Here is a 19,072-nt window from a genome sequence, read left to right as displayed (position 1 = left end):
TCAGGCCTGCTGCCTGTGCCGCGCCCCGAAGGGCGCAGCTTTCAGATCATTCCGCCGCGACGCTGGCCGGTTGGGTCAGATAGGCGGCGATGGAATCGGCGGCCTCGCGGCCATCGCGGATCGCCCAGACCACCAGCGAGGCCCCGCGCACGATATCGCCCACGGCAAAGACGCCGGGCAGCGAGGTCGCATGGGTGCGGAAATCGGCCTTGATGGTGCCCCAGCGGGTCACGGCCAGTTCCGGCACCCCCCAGAGGGTCGGCAGCTCTTCGGGTTCAAAGCCGAGCGCGGTGATCACCAGATCGGCGGGCTCCACATAGTCGGCGCCTTCGATCACTTCCGGCGACTGGCGGCCGGTGGCATCGGGGGCGCCCAGACGCATCTTCTGCACGATCACACCATCCACCGTCGTGCCGCCGGTAAAGCCCTTGGGCGCCGAAAGCCACACGAATTCAACGCCTTCTTCCTCGGCGTTCTGGGTTTCGCGCTGCGAGCCGGGCATATTGGCCTTGTCACGACGATAGAGACATTTGACCGAGGTCGCGCCCTGACGGATCGCCGTGCGGACGCAGTCCATCGCGGTATCGCCGCCACCGATGACGACCACGCGCTTGCCTTCGGCGTTCAGCTCGCCGCTATCATAGGCCTCGACATCGTCGCCAAAGCTCTTGCGGTTCGAGGCGGTCAGATAGTCCAGCGCCTGCACGATGCCCGAGGCCCCGGCACCGGGGCCGCCCACGTCGCGCGCCTTGTAGACGCCCGTCGCGATCAGCACGGCATCATGTTGGCCGCGGATGGCGTCAAAGCTCAGATCCTCGCCCACCTTGCAGTTCATGACAAAGTTCACGCCCGAGGCTTCCAGCTGCTCGATGCGCTGCATGACGACAGGCTTTTCCAGCTTGAAGCCGGGGATGCCATAGGTCAGCAGGCCGCCCGCGCGGTCATAGCGATCGTAGACCGTAACCTGATAGCCCTTGCGGCGCAGCATGTCGGCCGCCGCCAGACCGCCCGGACCGGCGCCGATGATCGCCACGCTTTCGGCGCGCTCGACCTCGGGCTTGGCGGGCTTCACCCAGCCATTTTCCCAAGCGGTATCCGTGATGTATTTCTCGACCGAGCCGATGGTGACGGTGCCGTGGCCCGATTGTTCGATGACGCAATTGCCTTCGCAGAGACGGTCCTGCGGGCAGATGCGGCCGCAGATTTCCGGGAAGGTATTGGTGGCCTGGCTGATGGCATAGGCCTCTTCCAGACGGCCCTCGGCGGTCATGCGGAGCCAGTCAGGGATATTGTTGTGCAGCGGGCAATGCGCCTGGCAATAGGGCACGCCGCACTGGCTGCAGCGGCTGGCCTGTTCCGTGGCCTTGTTCGCGGCAAATTCCCGATAGATTTCATGGAAATCCTGCGACCGCAGATTGGCCGGACGCTTCTCGGGCATCTCCCGATTCACGGTAACAAACTGGAGCATCCGTTCCTTGGCCATAGCGGCGCCTCCCTGCGGCAAATCGGTGGGTGCGCCTTGATACTTTGGGCCGGGTCAGAATAAAAGTCAGCAAGGCTGACCTAGTTTGCAGTTTTTCGCCTGCGGAACTTTGCTCGTGATGTTTTTTGCAGAAAATTAGGTCAGTAAACGATACCTATGCCTTCAGAACCCCAAGGAAAGCGCCACCAAAGCGATAGAACCGACAATGATTCGCCACCACCCGAACAACCCGTAGCCATGGCGCGAGATGTAATTGAGCAGCGACTTCACCACGAAGACCGCCGCGACAAAGGCCACGGCAAAGCCCACGCCAATCTCGGTCATGGCGCCGGTATCCAGCACGTCGCGGTTTTTCCACAGGTCATAGGCGAAGGCCGAGGCCATGGTGGGCATCGACAGGAAGAAGGAAAATTCGGCCGCGCCCCGTTTGCTGACGCCCAGAAGCAGCGCCCCCACGATGGTCGAGCCCGACCGACTGACCCCCGGCACCATGGCAAGGCATTGGAAGAACCCGATCTTCAGCGCGACGCCCAGCGGCACCTCGGTCGCCTCATTGTAACGCGGGTTCAGCGCAAGCCGATCGACAAACAGCAGGATCACGCCGCCCACGATCAGGTTGATGGCGATGAGCATCGGGGTTTCGAACAGCACGGTCTTGATGAAATCATGCGCCAGAACACCGATCACCACCGCGGGGAAAAAGGCCAGGGCCACCGCCACGATGAATCGGAGCGCGGCCGGGTCGCGATGCGCGGTCGAGAACACCTGCCAGAGCTTTGCCGCATAGACCGACAGCACCGCCAGCACGGCGCCCAGCTGGATCACGACCTCAAAGGTCTTGCCGGCGCTGTTGAAGCCCATGAAGTGACCGGCCAGAAGGATATGGCCGGTCGAGGAGACGGGGATGAACTCGGTCAGCCCCTCCAGCAAACCCAGAACGGCGGCAGCGAGGAGCGACTGGTCGGCCATGCATCAGGCCTTACGCAGGTTCTTGGCCGAGGCCTTGATGGCGTCATATTGGCCCGACGGCCGGAAGGGCCAGAGATAGTCGGGCAGCACGGCCTCATAGGCCGCGGGGGTGATTCCCAGATCGGCAAAGGTCTTGGCGCCGGGCGAAACCACGTTGTCGCGATAAAGGTTCTTCAGCTGATCGCCGGTCAGCACCTTGTTCACGATCAGACCCAGCGTCACGGCCTGCACGCTATCGAAGACGGCCGCCATGATGGCACCGGCAAAGCGCGGCAGCGGCAGCACCAGACGGCGGCGGTGGATAATGCCCAGCATGGCCTGCATCAGCTCGGCAAAAGTGGCGACATCGGGGCCGCCCAGTTCATAGATGCCCGCCGGGGCCTGCCCCAGCACGCCCTTGACCGCAGCGGCGGCCACGTCCTCCACATGCACAGGCTGGAATTTCGTCCCGGCGCCGAAGATCGGCAGGATCGGCGACAGACGCGCCATGCCGGCAAAGCGGTTGAAGAACCCGTCCTCATTCCCGAAGATGATCGAGGGACGCAGGATCACCGCACCGGGGAAAGCGGCCTGAACCGCGGCTTCGCCTTGGCCCTTGGTGGCGGAATAGCTACTGGCGCTGTTCACATCGGCCCCGATGGCCGAGATATGCACCAGGTTCGCGACGCCCTCTTCAGCGGCAAGGCGTGCCACGCGCCCGGCCCCTTCGGCCTGCACGGCGTCGAACTTGTTCTTGCCGACCGCGTTCAGAATACCGACGCAGTTCACCACCGCATCGGCGCCCTTCATGGCAGCGCGTACGCTGGCGTCATCGCGGATGTTGCACAGCACCGGTTCGACCTGTCCGACCACGCCATACGGGCGCACGAAAAGCGCTTCGTTCGGGCGGCGGACCGCAACGCGCACGCGCCAGCCCTCTTTCGCCATGCGGCGGGCAATGTAACGCCCGACAAAACCCGAACCGCCATAGATCGTGACCAGCTTGCTCATCTGCGAGCCCTTCCCGGTAGGTAATGGTGCAAAATTCCTTGTCTCCATAACTTTAAGGCCCTTTCCAAACAAGCCGCAAATCCCGCGCGGCAGGGGTACAAAGTTTTTTGTCGCGGACTGTTGACACCCCCTGCGGCTGCCCGTAGATACCGCCCCACGACATCGCCCAGATGGCGGAATTGGTAGACGCGCTGGTTTCAGGTACCAGTGCCGCAAGGCGTGGAGGTTCGAGTCCTCTTCTGGGCACCAATTTCCAAAGGCCCGGCCCCGCAAGGTGCCGGGCCTTTTGGTTTTCCGCCCCGATGCAGCCCCGACCGCGAGGCGCCGGAAATTCATCGCATTTCGTGCAAGATGTGCCGTTGACACCCCGCGCGCCAGCCCGTAGATACCACCTCACGACATCGCCCAGATGGCGGAATTGGTAGACGCGCTGGTTTCAGGTACCAGTGCCGCAAGGCGTGGAGGTTCGAGTCCTCTTCTGGGCACCAGTTTCCAAAGGCCCGGCCCGCAAGGTGCCGGGCCTTTGGCATTCAAGCCCGGCGTTGACCCGCTGCCCCGGCGGGTCTATCCCCGGCAGGCGCTGTCCGCGGAGGCTTCCTTGACCATCTACCTGCACAAGACCGATCTGCCCGACGGGCTTGATCTTGGCCCCATCGTGGCCATCGACACCGAAACCATGGGCCTTGATCCCCGGCGTGACCGGCTGTGTGTGGTGCAGCTTTCGGCGGGCGACGGTCATGCCCATCTGGTCCAGATCGCGCGTGGACAGACCCGGGCGCCGAATCTGGAACGTCTGCTGACCAATCCCGATGTGCTGAAGCTGTTCCATTTCGGGCGGTTCGACATTGCGGCGATGAAGAATGCCTTTGGCGTGACCACTGCCCCCGTCTGGTGCACCAAGATCGCCTCGCGGCTGATCCGCACCTTCACCGACCGGCACGGGCTGAAATACCTGCTGCAGGAAATGGTCGGCGTGGATGTCAGCAAGCAGCAGCAGACCTCGGACTGGGGCGCCGCCGAACTGACCGAGGCGCAAAAGGACTATGCCGCCTCGGATGTGCTTTATCTTCATGCGCTGAAGGCGGCGCTGGAACTGCGGTTGCAGCGCGAAGGGCGGATGGAACTGGCACAGCGCTGTTTCGATTTCCTTCCGACGCGGGCCGAACTGGATCTTATGGGCTGGGATGAACCCAATGACATCTTCCACCACTGATTTCCGCAGCATCGGCCGCCGCGTCATCCGCCGCGAGGCCGAGGCCTTGACCCTGCTGGCCGATCAGCTGGACGACAGCTTTGACCGCGCGGTCGAGCTGATCCTGGGCGCCAAGGGCCGTGTCATCGTTTGCGGCATGGGCAAATCGGGGCATATCGCGCGCAAGATGGCGGCGACCTTCGCCTCGACCGGGACACCGGCGCAATTCGTCCATCCGGGCGAGGCGAGCCATGGCGATCTGGGCATGCTGACGGAACAGGATGTGGCGCTGGTACTGTCGAATTCCGGCGAGACGCCCGAGCTGGCGGATGTGATCGCCCATACCCGCCGCTTTGCGATTCCGCTGATCGGGGTGGCAGGGCGGCCGGGTTCGACCCTGCTGCGGCAATCTGACGTAGCGATTCTGTTGCCCCCCGCGCAAGAGGCCTGCGAAACCGGCATCGTTCCCACCACCTCGACCACCATGACGCTGGCGCTGGGGGATGCGCTGGCGATTGCGCTGATGGACCACCGTCAGTTCACGCCGGAACATTTCCGCATCTTCCACCCCGGCGGCAAGCTGGGGGCGAAGCTGGCCACCGTGCGGAACCTGATGCACACCGACCTGCCGCTGGTGACTGCGCTCACGCCCATGGGCGACACCCTGCTGACCATGAGCCAGAAGGGCTTTGGCGTAGTCGGCGTGACCGATGCCGATGGGCTGCTGGTGGGGGTGATCACAGACGGTGACCTGCGGCGCCACATGCAGGGCCTGCTGGATCTGACCGCGGAACAGGTGATGACCCGCAACCCGCGCAGTATCGGGCCTGATGCGCTGGCCGAAAAGGCCGTGGCGGTGATGCAGTCGAAGAAGATCACCTCGCTTTTCGTGGTGGACCCGGAAGGATCGGGTCAGGCCGTCGGGCTGATCCATATCCATGATTGCCTGCGGGCGGGCGTGGTGTAACCGATGGACCGGCATTCGCGCCTTGTGGGATGGCTGAAGGTGGCGCTGCCGCTGATGGCGCTGGCGATTCTCTCCAGCCTCTTCTTGGTCGCGCGGCAGATCGACCCGCAGGGGACGATCGGCTTTTCCGAGGCCGAGCTGGCCGACCGCCTGCGCGAACCCCGGATCACCGCCCCCACCTATGCCGGCACCACCCGTGATGGCGCGACGCTGACCATCAGCGCCGATGAGGCCCGCCCCGATGCCGGCAACGGGGCCACGGCCGCGGCGGTGCATGCCGAGCTCTCCACCGCCGATGGCGCGCGGTCGGTGCTGACCGCGGGCGCCGTGCGCTTTCTGCAAGAGACGCGCGCGGCGGTGCTGGAGGGCGGTGTCCTGCTGGCCAATTCGCTGGGCTACGAATTCCGGACCGAGGCGATGACCCTGACCCTTGATACCGCCGGGGCAAAGACCGCCGGCGCGGTCGAGGGCTTTGGTCCGCTGGGGCGGATAACCGCCGGTCAGATGCAGATCACCCCGACGGGGGATGGTGCCGAAACCTATCTTCTGGTTTTCAACGGCGGCGTCCGCCTGATATACCAACCGCGCACCCGCTGACCGAGGCCTTTCATGTTCCGCCCCCTTCGCATGCTGCTTCTGATCTGCGCCATGGTCCCCGGCTTGGCCAGCGCACAGGGCGCGGGGGTGTCTTTCGGCGGGCTGAAACAGGACACCACCCTGCCGGTCGAGGTGAAGGCCGACAGCCTCGCCGTCAATCAGGCCGATGGCAGCGCCACCTTCACCGGCAATGTCGTGGTGGGTCAGGGCGACATGCGCCTATCGGCGGCCGAGGTGCGCGTGGAATACGATCCCGAGGGCAAGGCCATCCGCCAGCTGCACGCCACGGGTGGCGTCACCCTTGCCAGCAAGACCGATGCCGCCGAGGCGCGCGAGGCGGTCTATACCATCGACGAGGGCCGCGTAGTGATGACCGGCGATGTCCTGCTGACGCAGGGCAAAAGCGCGATTTCCGGGCAGAAGCTGGTGATCGACCTCAAGTCGGGCAGCGGCCAGATGGAAGGCGGCGTCTCGACGATCTTCGTGCCGGGTGGCAACTGATGACCGACACCCCCCAGCCGCTTGGCCTGCAGGTCCGGGGCTTGCGCAAAAGCTACAAGAAGCGCCCGGTGATCCGGGATGTGACGCTCACGCTCAACCGCGGTGAGGTGGTGGCGCTGCTGGGCCCGAACGGATCGGGCAAGACCACCTGCTTCTATTCCATCGCGGGGCTTGTGACGCCCGAAGGCGGGCAGGTGCTGATCGACGGGCGCGACGTGACGACCCTGCCGATGTATCGCCGCGCGCAGCTGGGCGTGGGCTATCTGCCGCAAGAGATGTCGATCTTCCGCGGCCTCTCGGTCGAGGACAATATCCTGGCCGTGCTGGAGATCCGCGAATCCGACGCGCACAAGCGGCGAGAACGTCTGGAAGAACTGCTGTCGGATTTCTCGATCACCCATCTGCGGCGCGCGCCCGCGCTGGCGCTGTCGGGCGGGGAACGGCGGCGGGTGGAAATCGCGCGCTGTCTGGCCGCCGATCCGAAATACCTGCTGCTGGATGAACCCTTTGCCGGGGTGGACCCCATCGCCGTGGGCGAGATTCGTCACCTGGTGCAGGACCTGAAATCCCGCGGGTTGGGCGTGCTGATTACCGACCATAACGTGCGCGAAACGCTCGAAATCGTGGATCGCGCCTATATTCTGCACGATGGCCACGTCCTGATGAGCGGCACGACTGACGAAATCGTGCGCGACGAAACCGTGCGCCGCGTCTATCTGGGCCAGAACTTCCGCATGGTCTGACCGGCGGCGCCCTGCGCCCGCAACGCCATACCCGCGCCACCGTGACAATCCGTGACGATGAAGCTGTTGACATCCCTGCCGGGTATGCCACCAAATACCCTAGATGCGTGTGATAACCGCCCCCGACTCCAAGGCCCATGCGGCAGGTTTCTGCCCCCGTGGCACTGGTGTCGAACACCGGGCGGCCCCATGTAAAATTCATCGGCGGGACACCCTGCATGATGCGGGTTGTGCTTTGCCGTCATCGCGAAGGAGGAGCCATGCGTTATCAGATCAGCGGGAGACAGATCGACATCGGTGAGGCGCTTCAAACCCATGTGAAGGCCGAACTGGGCGAAGTGATCGAGAAATACGCCCAACGCCCCACCGATGCCGTCGTCGTGTTTTCCAAGAGCGCGCATGAACATGTCTGCGAAGCCACGATCCATCTCTCGACCGGCCTGAATGCGGCGGCCAAGGGCCATGCCCCTGAAATCTATGCCGCTTTCGAAGCCTGCCGCGAACGGCTGGACAAGCAGCTGCGCCGCTACAAGCGCCGTCTGCGCGACCACCACCGTGACCGCACGGCACCTGTTGAATTCGACGGAGGTTCCTCCTATATCCTCGCCCCGACCGACGACCACGAGGAGTCGGACACCGCGACGCTTCAGCCGATCGTCATTGCCGAAATGGAGACGAAGATCCCTTCGATCACCGTGGGCGAAGCCGTGATGCAATTGGAGCTGGCGGGTCAGAAGATGCTCGTGTTCCGGAATGAGGGCCATGGGGGCGTGAACGTCGTGTATCGTCGTGAAGACGGCAACATCGGCTGGATCGACCCGCGCAACAGCAAGTGACGCGCCGCGCGGCGCTGATTGGACGACGATCCTGATGGAACTTTCCAAACTTCTTCACCCGCAGGCCGTCAGGGTCGTCAGTCAGATGACAAGCAAGAAGCGCCTCTTCCAGGAACTGGGAGAGGTGGCCGCACAGGCCTACAAGTTCAACGCCTCGGTGGCGATTGACGGTTTGCAGGAACGCGAAAGCCTTGGCCCCACCGGTGTGGGCCATGGCATCGCCCTGCCCCACGCGCGGCTGGAAGACCTGCCGGGCATTGTCGGGGTCTTCATCCGCCTGGAAAAGCCGCTGGATTATGACAGCGTCGACCGCCAGCCGGTGGACCTGATCTTCGGGCTGTTCGCACCGAAGGATTCCGGGGTGGAACACCTCAAGGCGCTGGCGCTGGTCAGCCGCACCATGCGCGACGCCGGGATTTGCGCCAAGCTGCGCGCCAATACCGATCCGGCCAAGCTTTACGCTATCCTCACCGAAAGCCGGGCGCCTGCCGCGGCCTGATCAGGGGGCGATCAACGCCCCCATTTCGCAAAGCCGAAGCCCAGATAATCGCGCTGATAGGCGTCCCGCGCGGCCTCTTCGACCTCTGCCGTCCAGATATCGGCCAGCGGCAGGGGCAGGTCGCTTGCCAACGGACGGAACTCTGGTGCGGGCAGGCCCAGATCGGCGGCCAGAAAGGCCAGCCCCTCGGCCAGGCGCTCCTCGCGCAGCACAAGATCGGGCGTCTGGAACTGGGCAAAGCCCTGCAGAACCGCCGACTGGCTGGCGAGGCGCGGGTCGATCTTCTGCCCGGTCTGGCCCGCCAGATAGATCTTCAGCCAGCGCAGAAAAGCCACAAAGCCCGCGCGCTGCATCTCTGCGTCAACCTTGGGTCCGCGTGCCAGATCAAGTCCATAGGCCTTGGTCAGCAGGCGATAGAAATCGCCCTCACCCGCCAGCACGACCCGGCAATAGGCCTCATAGGCCCGCGCAACGGGATGGCGCAGCACGGTAAAGCTGCGATGGGCGCCCTGCTGGCGTTTCCACTGCCGCAGTGACTTCTGCACGAAATCGGTGATCAACCCGCCGCGCCCCAACCGCCCCAGCCAGTCACGCACCGCCTGATCCGGCCCGCCGCGCACCGGCATGAACAAGACCGGTGCATCCGCCGCCGCCACAAAGCCCGGAATCCCCGGCGCCCGACGCGGCTCGAAATTCGGCGTGCGTGCCAGATTGAACCGATCGAGCCGCGCCAGCGCAGCCTCCATCTCGGTCGCGTTAACCACCTTGGCCGTCACATCCTCGGGGTTCTGCTTTTTCAGCTTGGGGTCCAGCGCATCAAGCCGCCCCTCAACCCCCAAAAAGGCGGCAAGCCCGTTCAGCACCTCAAGATCATTGAGATCTTCGTAATCAATATAGAAGGCCGTCTGACCGCTGATCTGCAGAGCGTGCATCAGCTCGATCTGAAAGGCCTGGGCCTGCTGCAGATGCGCCTCGAACTCCGCCGCCTGAAACGGCACCCGCGCGGTTTTCAGCCGCGTGGCATTGGTCAGGCGCCATTGATCCGTCGCCTGCGCGATCTTGAGGCTGACATAGCTTTCCACCGGATTGCGCGTCAGGATGATCTTGGCGCAGGTCGGATCGGCCAGCACATGGGCGATGACCCGCAGGTCATGGTCATGGAAACAGCGGAACCCGGCCAGCCCGGCGGTTTGGGCACGCATCGCCTCCAGCACCGCCAGCGGCTCCGCCTCGCGTGCGGGCAGGTCATAGCCAAAGAGGCTTTGGCAATCCTTCTTGCCCATGAAATGCGGGTTGAACACCTCACCATGGCAGGTGACGCCGGGCAGCGCGTTCAGGTTCGCCTCAAGGAAATTCGACCCGGTCCGCATTTCGGCGAACATCACGAAGGAACGGAACCGCTGCTGCACTTACTTCACCAGATAGGGGCGGCCACGCCGCGTCGTTGTGGGACGGGGGTCATCGCCTGCCGGGAAATCGCCCATCAGCACCGGCTGCATCCCCTGATTGCGGAGGTTCTGCAGGAACTGGCCAAAGCCCGTGAGGTCGGCCATGCGCGGCGCCTCGGTCAGGCGGCGGTTTGACCGGGGGCTGATTTCGTCGATGATGGTCTGGAGCGGTTCCATCGGGTTTTCCACGAATTCGGCCAGCGTCCAGATCCGGACCTTGGCCTTGACCGAGGGGTCGCGCAATTCAGCCAGATGTGCGGCCTCGATCTTCTGCAACCGCGCGGCCTCTTTGCGGATTTCCCCGAAATTCACATTAGCGCGGAACAGCGGCACCGCCCATGCCCCCGAAATCACCGAGATCTGGGCGTTCGGATCACGTGCGAAGAAGGCACCGATTTCCTGATTGTCATCAGGCCCGAATTGCAGGCATTGCCGTTCGCCGCGGGTGTTCCAGATCAGGCTGACAAGGAAGCTGCGGGGGTTGTAGTCACGCAGCTTGGCACTGTCGCTGAGCGCCCCGTTATAGACCTTCTCGCCCCCGGCAAAGGCCACGCGATCAGGCGCAAAGAGGTGGCCATGCACCCGCGTCCCCGTCACCTTGCCAAGCCAGATATCAAAATTTTCAAAGAGTTCCGAGAACCCTTCAAAAACTGAATAGGGCGCCGCGGTCATGCCGTTTTCCCAGTTCCACTGCGGAAAGCGGCTTTGCATGTAAAGCCCGGCGCGTCCCTTGGTCCGCCGCTCCACCGCCTTGGAAAACAGCCGGTCGATCTTGCCGGGGTTTGGTTCGGCGGCAGGCTGGTTGCCCGCATCATCCGACAGGAACACGCGATAAAGCTTGTCGGCATGCGGCCAGATCTTTCGCGCGACAAAACAGTCGGATTTCCGCAAAAGCTGGAGGTGGTCGTCGTAAAAGATATGCGGTTTGCCCTGGAAATCGAACTTCGACAGCGTCAGCGACCGGCTTTCGACATTGGCCGAGACCTGCCGGACCAGCGTCTGGAAATAGCTTTCGTCGGGAATCCAGACTCGCTTGAAATAGGCATCATGCGCCGCGCGGTCAGGGCTTTCGAGAATGGCGCTCAGCGTTTGTCGCGTCAGGCACCACCATTGGCTGCCCAGATGCGGCACCAGCCCCGCCGGGATGCGACGGCGAAAACCCAGCCGCCGTTGCAGGCGGACATAGCCGTCAAACAGCCGCCGTTGCTTGCGCCAGGAAAACGGGAAACGCAGGGTAAAGCGTTCGATATTCAGCCCACCCACGGTCCAGCCGACATCCTCGGTGGTGACGCTTTCGATGAAATCAGTGCGCGGGCGACTGTCCAGATAGGCGACCAGCTCTTTCACCGGGCGCAGCGGCAGGCACGACCCCGAGGCAAGATAGACATGCCGCACCGCCGGAAAATCGCGCAGCATCAGGGTCGAGGCCGCCTGCGTTGCGGCAACGAGCCCCCAGGTGCCCCATTCACAGGCAAACCGTTCGGAAAAGCGGATGTCAGCCACACCTTCCAGAACGCGCTGCATCCGCCGGAACGGGCCTTTGCCCACGCGACGGTCAACATGGATCACAACAGGGCAGCCATGCTCGGCCCAGTGGCGGGCAACCTGTGCCGCCCGGTCCAGCGCCGTATGACAGAGCATGACAAAGCCGACGCTCACCCCTGCCCCCTCATGCCCAGTTGCCCTTGGACATCAGACCCAAAATCTCGAGCTGACGCCAGTTGATATATTTCTCGCTCCATTTGCACCACAGATCAGGGCTGGCCAGCAGCCCCTCCTGATAGGCGCGGTATTCGTGGCTATTGGCGAAATGTTCCTTCCGGCGCAGCTCTTCGGCGGTTTTGGTGGCCAGCGTATCGATGAACTTCGCGTGCAGAAGGCAGCCCGAGGCCTTTTCCCCCCCCCATTCGTCATAAACAAGGTTCAACCCGCGCGGCAGCAGCATATGGGTCGAACTGACATAGGCGTAATCACGATGCCATTTCACCAATGGCACCTTGTTCAGCGCGGGCGCACGTTCGGGATTGTCGGCAAAGAACACGCGCGACCGGGCGCCGCCCTGAATCCAGAGATTCCCGTAGGACGGGTTCTTGGCCATGGTGTAATTGCCGCTGTCAAACCAATTGGCAATTTCAAAAGGGTCCTGCCCTTCTCGATAGGGCTGCGCCGAGACTGGCCCTTTGGGATACATGTCCAGCAACATCGCCGAGAAGGACTTGATCGAACTCGCATCCAGCCAATCCGTCAGCGCACGCAGCGGCCGGGTATCGCAGAAGGGATAGACGAAGAATTCATCGGGATCGACGACCATGGTCCAATGCCCGTGGCCATGCCGCATGAGCAGCCAGTTCAGCCAATCCACCCCGAACCGCGCACGTTTGTAACTGGCCTTTGCCCGCCAAAGGGAAACATCGGCCTGTTCCGCAAGATATTCGCGGGTGCCATCATCACTGTCATTGTCGACGAAAAAGAAATGGTTGATCCCCAAATCCCGATAATAGCGCAGGAAATAGGGCAGCCGGATCTTTTCGTTCCTGACGGTCGAAAACAAAAGCAGGTGATTGGGCCGCACGGCATTGATGCGGCTGACAACGGGAGTCAGCTCCCGCCGCTTGCGGAAGGCCCTGAGGCGCCATCGCTTGCGTGCAAGACGCAGGCGGTATGTGGTCCAGATCCCCACGCTTCACATGCTCCGACCAGGTAATTCCGGCCTATCTGACGTTTCTTAACACCGCATTGAAATGCGTGTCCCAGCCTGGCAAAGCAAGGGCAGGTTTCATGCCACCGACGCCCCCGTCCGGGGAATTTGCCCGTTCCCCCCCCGCCAAAACAGCGGCAATTGTTTCCACCCAAGAATAAACCGCGTCAACCGGCAGGTAAACCGGATAGTCTCCCAAGACCTCATGGAAGACTGGCAAATCTGACAGATAGGCCGGCACGCCCAAGGCCGCGGCCTCGACCGGCGGCAGGCCAAACCCCTCGGCATGGCTGGGGAACAACAGGCCATGGGATCTGTACAACAGCGCGGCCAGCGCAGGATCCGACAGGTCGGCCACCTCGATCACATGGGGTGGCCGGGCATCCAGCCGGCGGAAGACGGCCTCATTCCGCCAGCCGCGGCTGCCCGCGATCACCAGTTGCGGCATCTGGTTCGGGGCAAGACGGGTGGCAAGCTGTTCCCAGACATCAAGCAGAAGCGCATGGTTCTTGCGCGGCTCGATCGTGCCGATGGCAAGGAACCAGGGCCGCCTGGGGTCAAGCCCCGGCAAATCAGGAAAGCGACCCGGCGCAGGCACATCCACCCCAAGCGGCGCGACCACCGCGGGAGGGACGCGCCCCATGCGGGCAAAGTGCCGCTCGGTTGCCTGACGTGCGGCGGCGGTGGAATGTACCACCAGATCAGCCCGGCCTGACACCGCCGCCATCTTGCGCCCGAATACCATCGGAATATCGGGCCGGGTGAACTGAGGATAATCCAATGGGATCGTGTCATGCACCAGCACGACAACCTGCCCCCGCATCGCGCCGAGAACCTGTGGCGTCAGATTGGCGTGACCGACGTTAAAATACGGCGTGTCCGGTGGCACATGGCGCGCCAGCATCCAGCCCAGCAGGGGCATGGGGGTCTGCGCGCGGGCAAGCCGACGCACCGCTGTTTCTGCCCTGGCGCGCAGGGGATCGCGCCGCCGCCCCAGTCGTCCGCGCAGATCCGCCGCAGGCAGATCGGCGCCGCGCGCGAGCGCCGCCACCGCGCGTGCCCCAGGCCCATCGAGCAGGGCAAAACCGTCAGCCATCCGCACCAAAGCAAAAAGGGGAAGGCCCGAATGGGCCTCCCCTTCGATCAGATGATCCAACCAGGCAAGCTCGACCCGGTCCACCCCTGTCAGCGGCCCCCGACCCAGACGCGATACAATCCGCGTCAGATCCAGAAGCCGCGCTGCGGGCACGGATTACTGCGCAGCCTTCTGCTGGGCGATGAGGTCATGCAGATAGCTGCTGAACTCGTCTTGCAGGTCGGGGCGCGACAGGCCGAAGGCCACGGTGGCCTGAAGGAAGCCGGCCTTCGAGCCGCAGTCATAACGCTGACCGCTGAAGCGGTAACCGTAGACGCCGGTGCCCTCCTCACCCACTTCCTCGGCGATGGCGTCGGTCAGCTGGATTTCACCGCCGGCGCCCTGCTTCATCTTGTTGAGGTTGGTCATGACCTTTGGCGACAGGATATAGCGTCCGATCACGGCAAGGTTCGACGGCGCCTCTTCGGCTTTGGGCTTTTCAACCATGCCCTTTGCCTTGACGATGGCGCCCATGTCCTCGGCGATGTCGAGCACGCCATAGGCCGAAGCCTTCGAAGGCGGCACCTCCATGGTGGCAACCATATTGCCGCCGGTTTCCTCATAGGCCTCGACCATCTGGGCAAGGCAGGGCTTCTCTGCCGCGATCACGTCATCGGGCAGCAGCACGGCAAAGGGTTCGTTCCCGATCAGACGGCGGGCGCACCACACGGCATGGCCAAGCCCCATGGCCCGGTTCTGACGCACATAGGCAATCGCGCCGGAATCCATGTTGGTGGTTTTCAGCACTTCGAGCAGATCATTCTTGCCCGCGCGCTTGAGGGTGTTTTCCAGCTCGGGCGCGTGGTCGAAATAATCCTCAAGCGCGGATTTGCCGCGCGACGTGACGAAGATGAATTCCTTGATACCGGCTGCGCGGGCTTCATCAATCGCGTACTGGATCAGCGGGCGGTCAACCAGCGTCATGATCTCTTTCGGGATCGACTTGGTGGCCGGCAGGAACCGCGTTCCCATGCCAGCCACGGGAAATACCGCCTTGGTGACCTTTCTAGACTTCATGATAGCGACGATCCTCTCGGGTGTCTTTTCAATGCCCTGCGCTACTGCAGCGCCGGGTCTGATGATGGCTTAAAAATCGACAAAAATCAGCAAAACTAACGAATCACATCGCCAGGATACCGACTTCTGTCTCATTTTTCATCGGGATTGCTAATTCAGGCGCGGCAATCACTCAAGCTTATCCTGAAACCGCAAAAAACTTGGGCGAAACTCTGCCCAGCGCAGGCTTTCCTGGTGAACACGGCGGCTGAAAGTGAAGGGGCGAACAGCAGGTTCGTGTCGCTCAGCTGCGCCGAAAAGACCGCCTGTCTGTTCCCAATAGCCGTCGGGATGAAAGCGGATCGAATGCCGCCGCGCGGTTGGGCTGAGGCGCATCACCACAGCCACTGCCCCCTCGGCCACAGCTGTGCGGGCGGCCCGGGCCAAGGCATGGCCTTGCCAGGCCCGACCCGCAAAAAGCCGAAGCTGACGCGGCCCGGTGCCAGGCAGGGGCAGGAAAGGCTGATCCGGCAGGGGCAGAGGGCTGAGCGGCTGCAGATGGCGGCTGGCACCCTCGGCTATGCCCGCCTCCAGCGTCGCCAGAAGTGGCCCCACCTCGCCCGGCAGAAGGGCGCCGCCGACCATATGGCCCAGCGCGCGCAGGCGTTCGGTCGCGCGACGCCGGGCCAAAGCGGCAGGCCACGCGGCCTCATCGGCATGGCGGCGCAGGAAAACCATGGAGGATGCCCCAATCTCGTGCAGTGTGGTGGGAACCCGGTCCGACCGGCGCCGATCCGAAGCATGAAAGCCGTGATGCACCCGTGCCTTCGGCACCACCGCCGTGCGTCCCGACAGGGCAAGGCGCAGGTCCAGATCCGCTTCATCCAGAAAGAAATGATAGGCCGGATCAAATCCCCCCACCTTCCGCAAGAGTCCAGCGCGGAAGGCGCAATTGGTGCCCTGGGTCTTGATCGTGCGGCGGGCCGAGCCCGCCTGAACCATGCCGGTATCGGGGACCTGCAGCGGGTGGTCTTCGCCCAGATGGTCAACCTCGGATGCGCGCCATTGATACGAAAATCCATTTCGACCAATGACATATCCTGTAGCAGCAACAATATCTGGTTGCTGGAACGGCGCCGTCAGCCGCGACAGCCAAGGGGGTTCCGGTACCGCGTCATCATCCAGAAAGGCGATGACCTCTCCGGCTGCGACAGCAAGCCCCGCGTTCCGCGCCGCCGAGATATTGGGGGTATCGAAGGGCACCTTCTTGATCGGCAGATCAGGCAGCCCCGCAAAAGCGGCTGGATCAGCCACCACGATCAGTTCGACCTGCTGATGGTCCAGTTGGCAGACCGCCGCGACCGCCCGCCTCAAGGCCGCCGCGCGGTGGCGGCTGACGATGATCAGGCTGGTCGCGGGCAGCGCCATGGCGCGGGCTTAGCCCTGCCCGGCCATCTCGGCCATCATGGCCTCGATCCGGGGCACGTCTTCGGGGTTGTTCAGCTCCCAGAACTGGCGGCCCTTGGCCTCCACCTCGACGCAGAGCACGGCGCGCCCCTGTTCCAGGAAACGCAGCTGCTCAAGCCCCTCCAGCACTTCCAGCGGACCGATGGGCCAGGACGGATAGGCCCGCAGCGCGCGGGGGCGGTAGGCATAGACGCCGACATGGTGAAAGACAGGCGTCGGGTCTTCGTCGCCATAGGTCTTGCCGGTATAGGGGATCACCTCTTTCGAGAAATAGAGCGCACGCCCCCCCGCCCCGAAGACCGCCGTAGTCCCCCCCACGCGGCCCGCGCGGCGATCGGCCAGAAAGCTGTTCACCGCGCGCCCGTCGCAGCGCAGCACCGGCGTCGCGATATCGGCCTGCGGATCGGCGCGCAGCCCGGCGATCAGATCCTCGACGAACCAGGCCGGGGTCAGCGGCGCATCGCCCTGCAGATTCACCACGATCTCGAACCCCGGCAACTTGGCGGCCACTTCGGCGCAGCGTTCGGTCCCGTTCTGGCAGGCGGATGAGGTCATCACCACCTCGGCGCCAAAGGCCTCGGCATGGGTCTTGATGCGGTCGTCATCGGTGGCGACGACGACCCGGTCCACCCCGCGCACCGCCTTGGCGGCCTCCCAGCTGCGCTGGATCAGGGTCTTATCCCCGTCCGGGCCACGCAAGGAAACCAAGGGCTTGCCCGGATAGCGGGTTGAGGCATAGCGGGCCGGAATGGCGAGAAGGACGCTCACTTTTTCAGCTCCACGCCGGGCGCATAGGCGATGAAGAAGGGGTTGTCCCAGCCCGACTTGCCGTAGGCCAGCACGCTATGATCATCGAAGCGGACAACCTGCCCCCCTGCCCCGCGCAGAACGGCGTCACCGGCGGCGGTGTCCCATTCCATCGTGCGGCCCAACCGCGGATACAGATCCGCCTCGCCCGTGGCGACCAGGCAGAACTTCAGCGAGGACCCGGCCGAGCGCATGTCCTTCACTGAATATTTCGAGATGTAATCATCGGTAGCCGCATCGCGGTGCGATTTCGAAGCCACCACCATCAGCGCGTCATTATCGGGCATGCTGACCGAGATCCGACGCAGGGTGCCGGGGCTCGACTTGTCCAGCGTGCCGGTTTCTTCGACCGCGCTGCCGTCGGCCTGGGTGTAGAACAGCCGCCCCTGTGCGGGGGCATAGACAACGCCGCGCATCGGCACGCCGTCCTGAACATAGGCGATGTTCACCGTGAAATCGCCCCGACGCTGGACGAATTCCTTGGTGCCATCCAGCGGATCGACGATCAGGAAGGTCTTGGCCTCAAGCGCGTGGCTGTCGGCCTGTTCTTCGGTGATCAGCGGAATTTCGGGGAATTCGGCCTGAAGGCCCGCCGAAATCAGCGCATCGGCCGCCTCGTCCGCTTCGGTCACAGGGCTGGCGTCACCCTTGGACTTCACCTCGAAATCGGGGGAATTGTAGACCTCCATGATCCGGTCACCAGCCTCGAGCGCGAGACGGCGAATGACGGGGACAAGGCGGTTGAAATCCATGGTACGGCTCCGGCAGGCGGCCGGTCGGGCCGCAGAGTTGAATAATTTGGTCGATCCCTTATCATCGCTCGCTAAGGGAACGGCAAGATTTCCCGTTCAGGATCGGGCAGGGCGCGCCCAGAGAGGTCTGGCAGATGTTTGAGATCGAGCAGCCGAAATCATCGGTAGGGTCGGCGTTCACGACGCTCGAGCTCATTTTTCATGCCAGCGTGCGCCATGTACGCAAGAATCATGGCAATGCCATTATCGGCCTGCTGATGAACATCCTGCAGACGGTAATCTTGATCGTCGTCTTTTACGTCATCATGAACATCATGGGCGGCCGGTCGAACGCCATCCGCGGGAACTTCGTGCTCTACATCATGTCGGGCATCTTCATGTTCATGACCCATACCAAGGCCTTGGGCGCGGTCATGGGGGCAGAAGGTCCGACCTCGCCCATGATGCTGCACCGCCCGATGAACACGATCGTCGCCATCTGCTCTTCTGCGCTCAGCGCTTTGTATCTGCAGGTCTTGTCGGCCTCGGTGGTGCTGTATTTCTACCATGTGATCTTCACCCCGATTTCGATCTACGAACCCGTGGGCGCACTGGGGATGCTCGTGCTGTCCTGGGCCAGCGGCGTGGGCATCGGCATGATCATGCTGGCGGCAAAGCCTTGGGCCCCCGATTTCTTCGGCATCCTCTGTTCGCTCTACATGCGGGCAAACATGATCGCTTCGGGCAAGATGTTTGTTGCCAACAAGATGCCGGGCCATGTTCTCGCCTGGTTTGACTGGAATCCCCTTTTCCACACGATCGACCAGGGGCGCGGTTTCATCTTCCTGAACTACCATCCGCACTACAGCTCCATCGACTATCCAATCAAGGTGACGGCAGCCTGTATCGTGATCGGGCTGATGGGCGAATTCTTCACCCGCAAACACATCTCGGCCAGCTGGGCCGCCAAGCGCTGACGCGCCAGCACAACTTGGCCGGTTCGCCCGCGGCTT

Annotated in this window: 19 protein-coding genes and 2 tRNA genes; 10 read left to right on the top strand and 11 right to left on the bottom strand. The window is 63.3% G+C overall.

Annotated elements, in window-relative coordinates:
- Window positions 1-46: 46 nt before the first annotated feature.
- The 3 genes from IE101_RS08560 to IE101_RS08550 form a co-directional block, all read right to left on the bottom strand.
- A complete protein-coding gene (locus IE101_RS08560) occupies window positions 47-1,483 on the bottom strand; it encodes an NAD(P)-dependent oxidoreductase (protein WP_189633416.1) in 1,437 nt (478 codons plus the stop codon).
- Window positions 1,484-1,645: 162 nt separating this feature from the next.
- On the bottom strand, window positions 1,646-2,452 hold the full coding sequence (locus IE101_RS08555) for an undecaprenyl-diphosphate phosphatase (protein ID WP_189633415.1): 807 nt from the start codon (window positions 2,450-2,452) through the stop codon (window positions 1,646-1,648).
- 3 nt (window positions 2,453-2,455) lie between these two features.
- Window positions 2,456-3,442 (bottom strand): complex I NDUFA9 subunit family protein, encoded by a 987-nt coding sequence (locus IE101_RS08550; RefSeq protein ID WP_189633414.1) that lies wholly within the window; start codon window positions 3,440-3,442, stop codon window positions 2,456-2,458.
- A 164-nt stretch (window positions 3,443-3,606) separates the two neighbouring features.
- Here IE101_RS08550 and IE101_RS08545 point away from each other — a divergent pair.
- From IE101_RS08545 to IE101_RS08505, 9 genes are all read left to right on the top strand, one after another.
- Window positions 3,607-3,691: transfer RNA gene (locus IE101_RS08545), tRNA-Leu, on the top strand.
- Window positions 3,692-3,845: 154 nt separating this feature from the next.
- Window positions 3,846-3,930 (top strand) — tRNA-Leu (locus tag IE101_RS08540).
- Between the two features lie 110 nt (window positions 3,931-4,040).
- Complete coding sequence (locus tag IE101_RS08535) at window positions 4,041-4,655, top strand: ribonuclease D (RefSeq protein ID WP_189633413.1); 615 nt, start codon at window positions 4,041-4,043, stop codon at window positions 4,653-4,655.
- Window positions 4,636-5,601 (top strand): KpsF/GutQ family sugar-phosphate isomerase, encoded by a 966-nt coding sequence (locus tag IE101_RS08530; RefSeq protein ID WP_189633412.1) that lies wholly within the window; start codon window positions 4,636-4,638, stop codon window positions 5,599-5,601. Before IE101_RS08535 ends, IE101_RS08530 begins: the two co-directional genes overlap by 20 nt.
- 3 nt (window positions 5,602-5,604) lie before the next feature.
- Window positions 5,605-6,198 (top strand): hypothetical protein, encoded by a 594-nt coding sequence (locus IE101_RS08525; RefSeq protein ID WP_189633411.1) that lies wholly within the window; start codon window positions 5,605-5,607, stop codon window positions 6,196-6,198.
- Window positions 6,199-6,210: 12 nt separating this feature from the next.
- On the top strand, window positions 6,211-6,699 hold the full coding sequence (gene lptA / locus IE101_RS08520) for a lipopolysaccharide transport periplasmic protein LptA (protein WP_189633410.1): 489 nt from the start codon (window positions 6,211-6,213) through the stop codon (window positions 6,697-6,699).
- Entirely contained in the window at window positions 6,699-7,442 is a 744-nt protein-coding gene (gene lptB / locus IE101_RS08515; protein WP_189633409.1) for an LPS export ABC transporter ATP-binding protein, read from the top strand. Before lptA ends, lptB begins: the two co-directional genes overlap by 1 nt.
- 260 nt (window positions 7,443-7,702) lie before the next feature.
- Window positions 7,703-8,278: a ribosome hibernation-promoting factor, HPF/YfiA family gene (gene hpf, locus IE101_RS08510; protein WP_189633408.1), complete on the top strand. Its 576-nt coding sequence runs from the start codon at window positions 7,703-7,705 to the stop codon at window positions 8,276-8,278.
- 34 nt (window positions 8,279-8,312) lie between these two features.
- A complete protein-coding gene (locus IE101_RS08505) occupies window positions 8,313-8,777 on the top strand; it encodes a PTS sugar transporter subunit IIA (RefSeq protein ID WP_189633407.1) in 465 nt (154 codons plus the stop codon).
- An 11-nt stretch (window positions 8,778-8,788) separates the two neighbouring features.
- Here the strand turns inward: IE101_RS08505 and IE101_RS08500 are convergent, their stop codons facing one another.
- The 8 genes from IE101_RS08500 to cysQ form a co-directional block, all read right to left on the bottom strand.
- On the bottom strand, window positions 8,789-10,186 hold the full coding sequence (locus IE101_RS08500) for a nodulation protein NodH (protein WP_189633406.1): 1,398 nt from the start codon (window positions 10,184-10,186) through the stop codon (window positions 8,789-8,791).
- Entirely contained in the window at window positions 10,187-11,884 is a 1,698-nt protein-coding gene (locus tag IE101_RS08495) for a DUF5927 domain-containing protein (RefSeq protein ID WP_229804065.1), read from the bottom strand.
- A 10-nt stretch (window positions 11,885-11,894) separates the two neighbouring features.
- On the bottom strand, window positions 11,895-12,905 hold the full coding sequence (locus tag IE101_RS08490) for a glycosyltransferase family 2 protein (RefSeq protein ID WP_189633405.1): 1,011 nt from the start codon (window positions 12,903-12,905) through the stop codon (window positions 11,895-11,897).
- A gap of 31 nt (window positions 12,906-12,936) precedes the next feature.
- Entirely contained in the window at window positions 12,937-14,172 is a 1,236-nt protein-coding gene (locus IE101_RS08485; protein WP_189633404.1) for a glycosyltransferase family 4 protein, read from the bottom strand.
- Window positions 14,173-14,175: 3 nt separating this feature from the next.
- Window positions 14,176-15,075 (bottom strand): UTP--glucose-1-phosphate uridylyltransferase GalU, encoded by a 900-nt coding sequence (galU, locus tag IE101_RS08480; protein WP_189633403.1) that lies wholly within the window; start codon window positions 15,073-15,075, stop codon window positions 14,176-14,178.
- A 168-nt stretch (window positions 15,076-15,243) separates the two neighbouring features.
- Window positions 15,244-16,482 carry a glycosyltransferase family 2 protein gene (locus tag IE101_RS08475; protein ID WP_189633402.1) on the bottom strand — a complete coding sequence of 413 codons (1,239 nt, stop codon included), beginning with the start codon at window positions 16,480-16,482 and terminating at the stop codon, window positions 15,244-15,246.
- A 9-nt stretch (window positions 16,483-16,491) separates the two neighbouring features.
- Window positions 16,492-17,289 carry a 3-deoxy-manno-octulosonate cytidylyltransferase gene (locus IE101_RS08470; RefSeq protein WP_189633401.1) on the bottom strand — a complete coding sequence of 266 codons (798 nt, stop codon included), beginning with the start codon at window positions 17,287-17,289 and terminating at the stop codon, window positions 16,492-16,494.
- Window positions 17,286-18,080 carry a 3'(2'),5'-bisphosphate nucleotidase CysQ gene (cysQ, locus tag IE101_RS08465; RefSeq protein WP_189633400.1) on the bottom strand — a complete coding sequence of 265 codons (795 nt, stop codon included), beginning with the start codon at window positions 18,078-18,080 and terminating at the stop codon, window positions 17,286-17,288. Before cysQ ends, IE101_RS08470 begins: the two co-directional genes overlap by 4 nt.
- A 134-nt stretch (window positions 18,081-18,214) precedes the next feature.
- Here cysQ and IE101_RS08460 point away from each other — a divergent pair, with 134 nt between their 5' ends.
- Complete coding sequence (locus IE101_RS08460; RefSeq protein ID WP_189633399.1) at window positions 18,215-19,036, top strand: ABC transporter permease; 822 nt, start codon at window positions 18,215-18,217, stop codon at window positions 19,034-19,036.
- Window positions 19,037-19,072 lie beyond the last annotated feature (36 nt).

Origin of the sequence: Gemmobacter lanyuensis (assembly GCF_014652355.1) — a bacterium.
Taxonomy (GTDB): Bacteria; Pseudomonadota; Alphaproteobacteria; order Rhodobacterales; family Rhodobacteraceae; genus Gemmobacter; species Gemmobacter lanyuensis.
This window is presented reverse-complemented; position numbering and strand designations above follow the sequence as displayed.

What these genes read in the sequence shown, in the direction of transcription:
- IE101_RS08550 (WP_189633414.1), bottom strand. Translation starts at nt 3,442, where the DNA reads ATGAGCAAGCTGGTCACGATCTATGGCGGTTCGGGTTTTGTCGGGCGT.
- IE101_RS08475 (WP_189633402.1), bottom strand. Translation starts at nt 16,482, where the DNA reads ATGGCGCTGCCCGCGACCAGCCTGATCATCGTCAGCCGCCACCGCGCG.
- IE101_RS08530 (WP_189633412.1), top strand. Translation starts at nt 4,636, where the DNA reads ATGACATCTTCCACCACTGATTTCCGCAGCATCGGCCGCCGCGTCATC.
- IE101_RS08555 (WP_189633415.1), bottom strand. Translation starts at nt 2,452, where the DNA reads ATGGCCGACCAGTCGCTCCTCGCTGCCGCCGTTCTGGGTTTGCTGGAG.
- IE101_RS08505 (WP_189633407.1), top strand. Translation starts at nt 8,313, where the DNA reads ATGGAACTTTCCAAACTTCTTCACCCGCAGGCCGTCAGGGTCGTCAGT.
- IE101_RS08525 (WP_189633411.1), top strand. Translation starts at nt 5,605, where the DNA reads ATGGACCGGCATTCGCGCCTTGTGGGATGGCTGAAGGTGGCGCTGCCG.
- IE101_RS08460 (WP_189633399.1), top strand. Translation starts at nt 18,215, where the DNA reads ATGTTTGAGATCGAGCAGCCGAAATCATCGGTAGGGTCGGCGTTCACG.
- galU (WP_189633403.1), bottom strand. Translation starts at nt 15,075, where the DNA reads ATGAAGTCTAGAAAGGTCACCAAGGCGGTATTTCCCGTGGCTGGCATG.
- hpf (WP_189633408.1), top strand. Translation starts at nt 7,703, where the DNA reads ATGCGTTATCAGATCAGCGGGAGACAGATCGACATCGGTGAGGCGCTT.
- IE101_RS08560 (WP_189633416.1), bottom strand. Translation starts at nt 1,483, where the DNA reads ATGGCCAAGGAACGGATGCTCCAGTTTGTTACCGTGAATCGGGAGATG.
- lptB (WP_189633409.1), top strand. Translation starts at nt 6,699, where the DNA reads ATGACCGACACCCCCCAGCCGCTTGGCCTGCAGGTCCGGGGCTTGCGC.
- lptA (WP_189633410.1), top strand. Translation starts at nt 6,211, where the DNA reads ATGTTCCGCCCCCTTCGCATGCTGCTTCTGATCTGCGCCATGGTCCCC.
- cysQ (WP_189633400.1), bottom strand. Translation starts at nt 18,080, where the DNA reads ATGGATTTCAACCGCCTTGTCCCCGTCATTCGCCGTCTCGCGCTCGAG.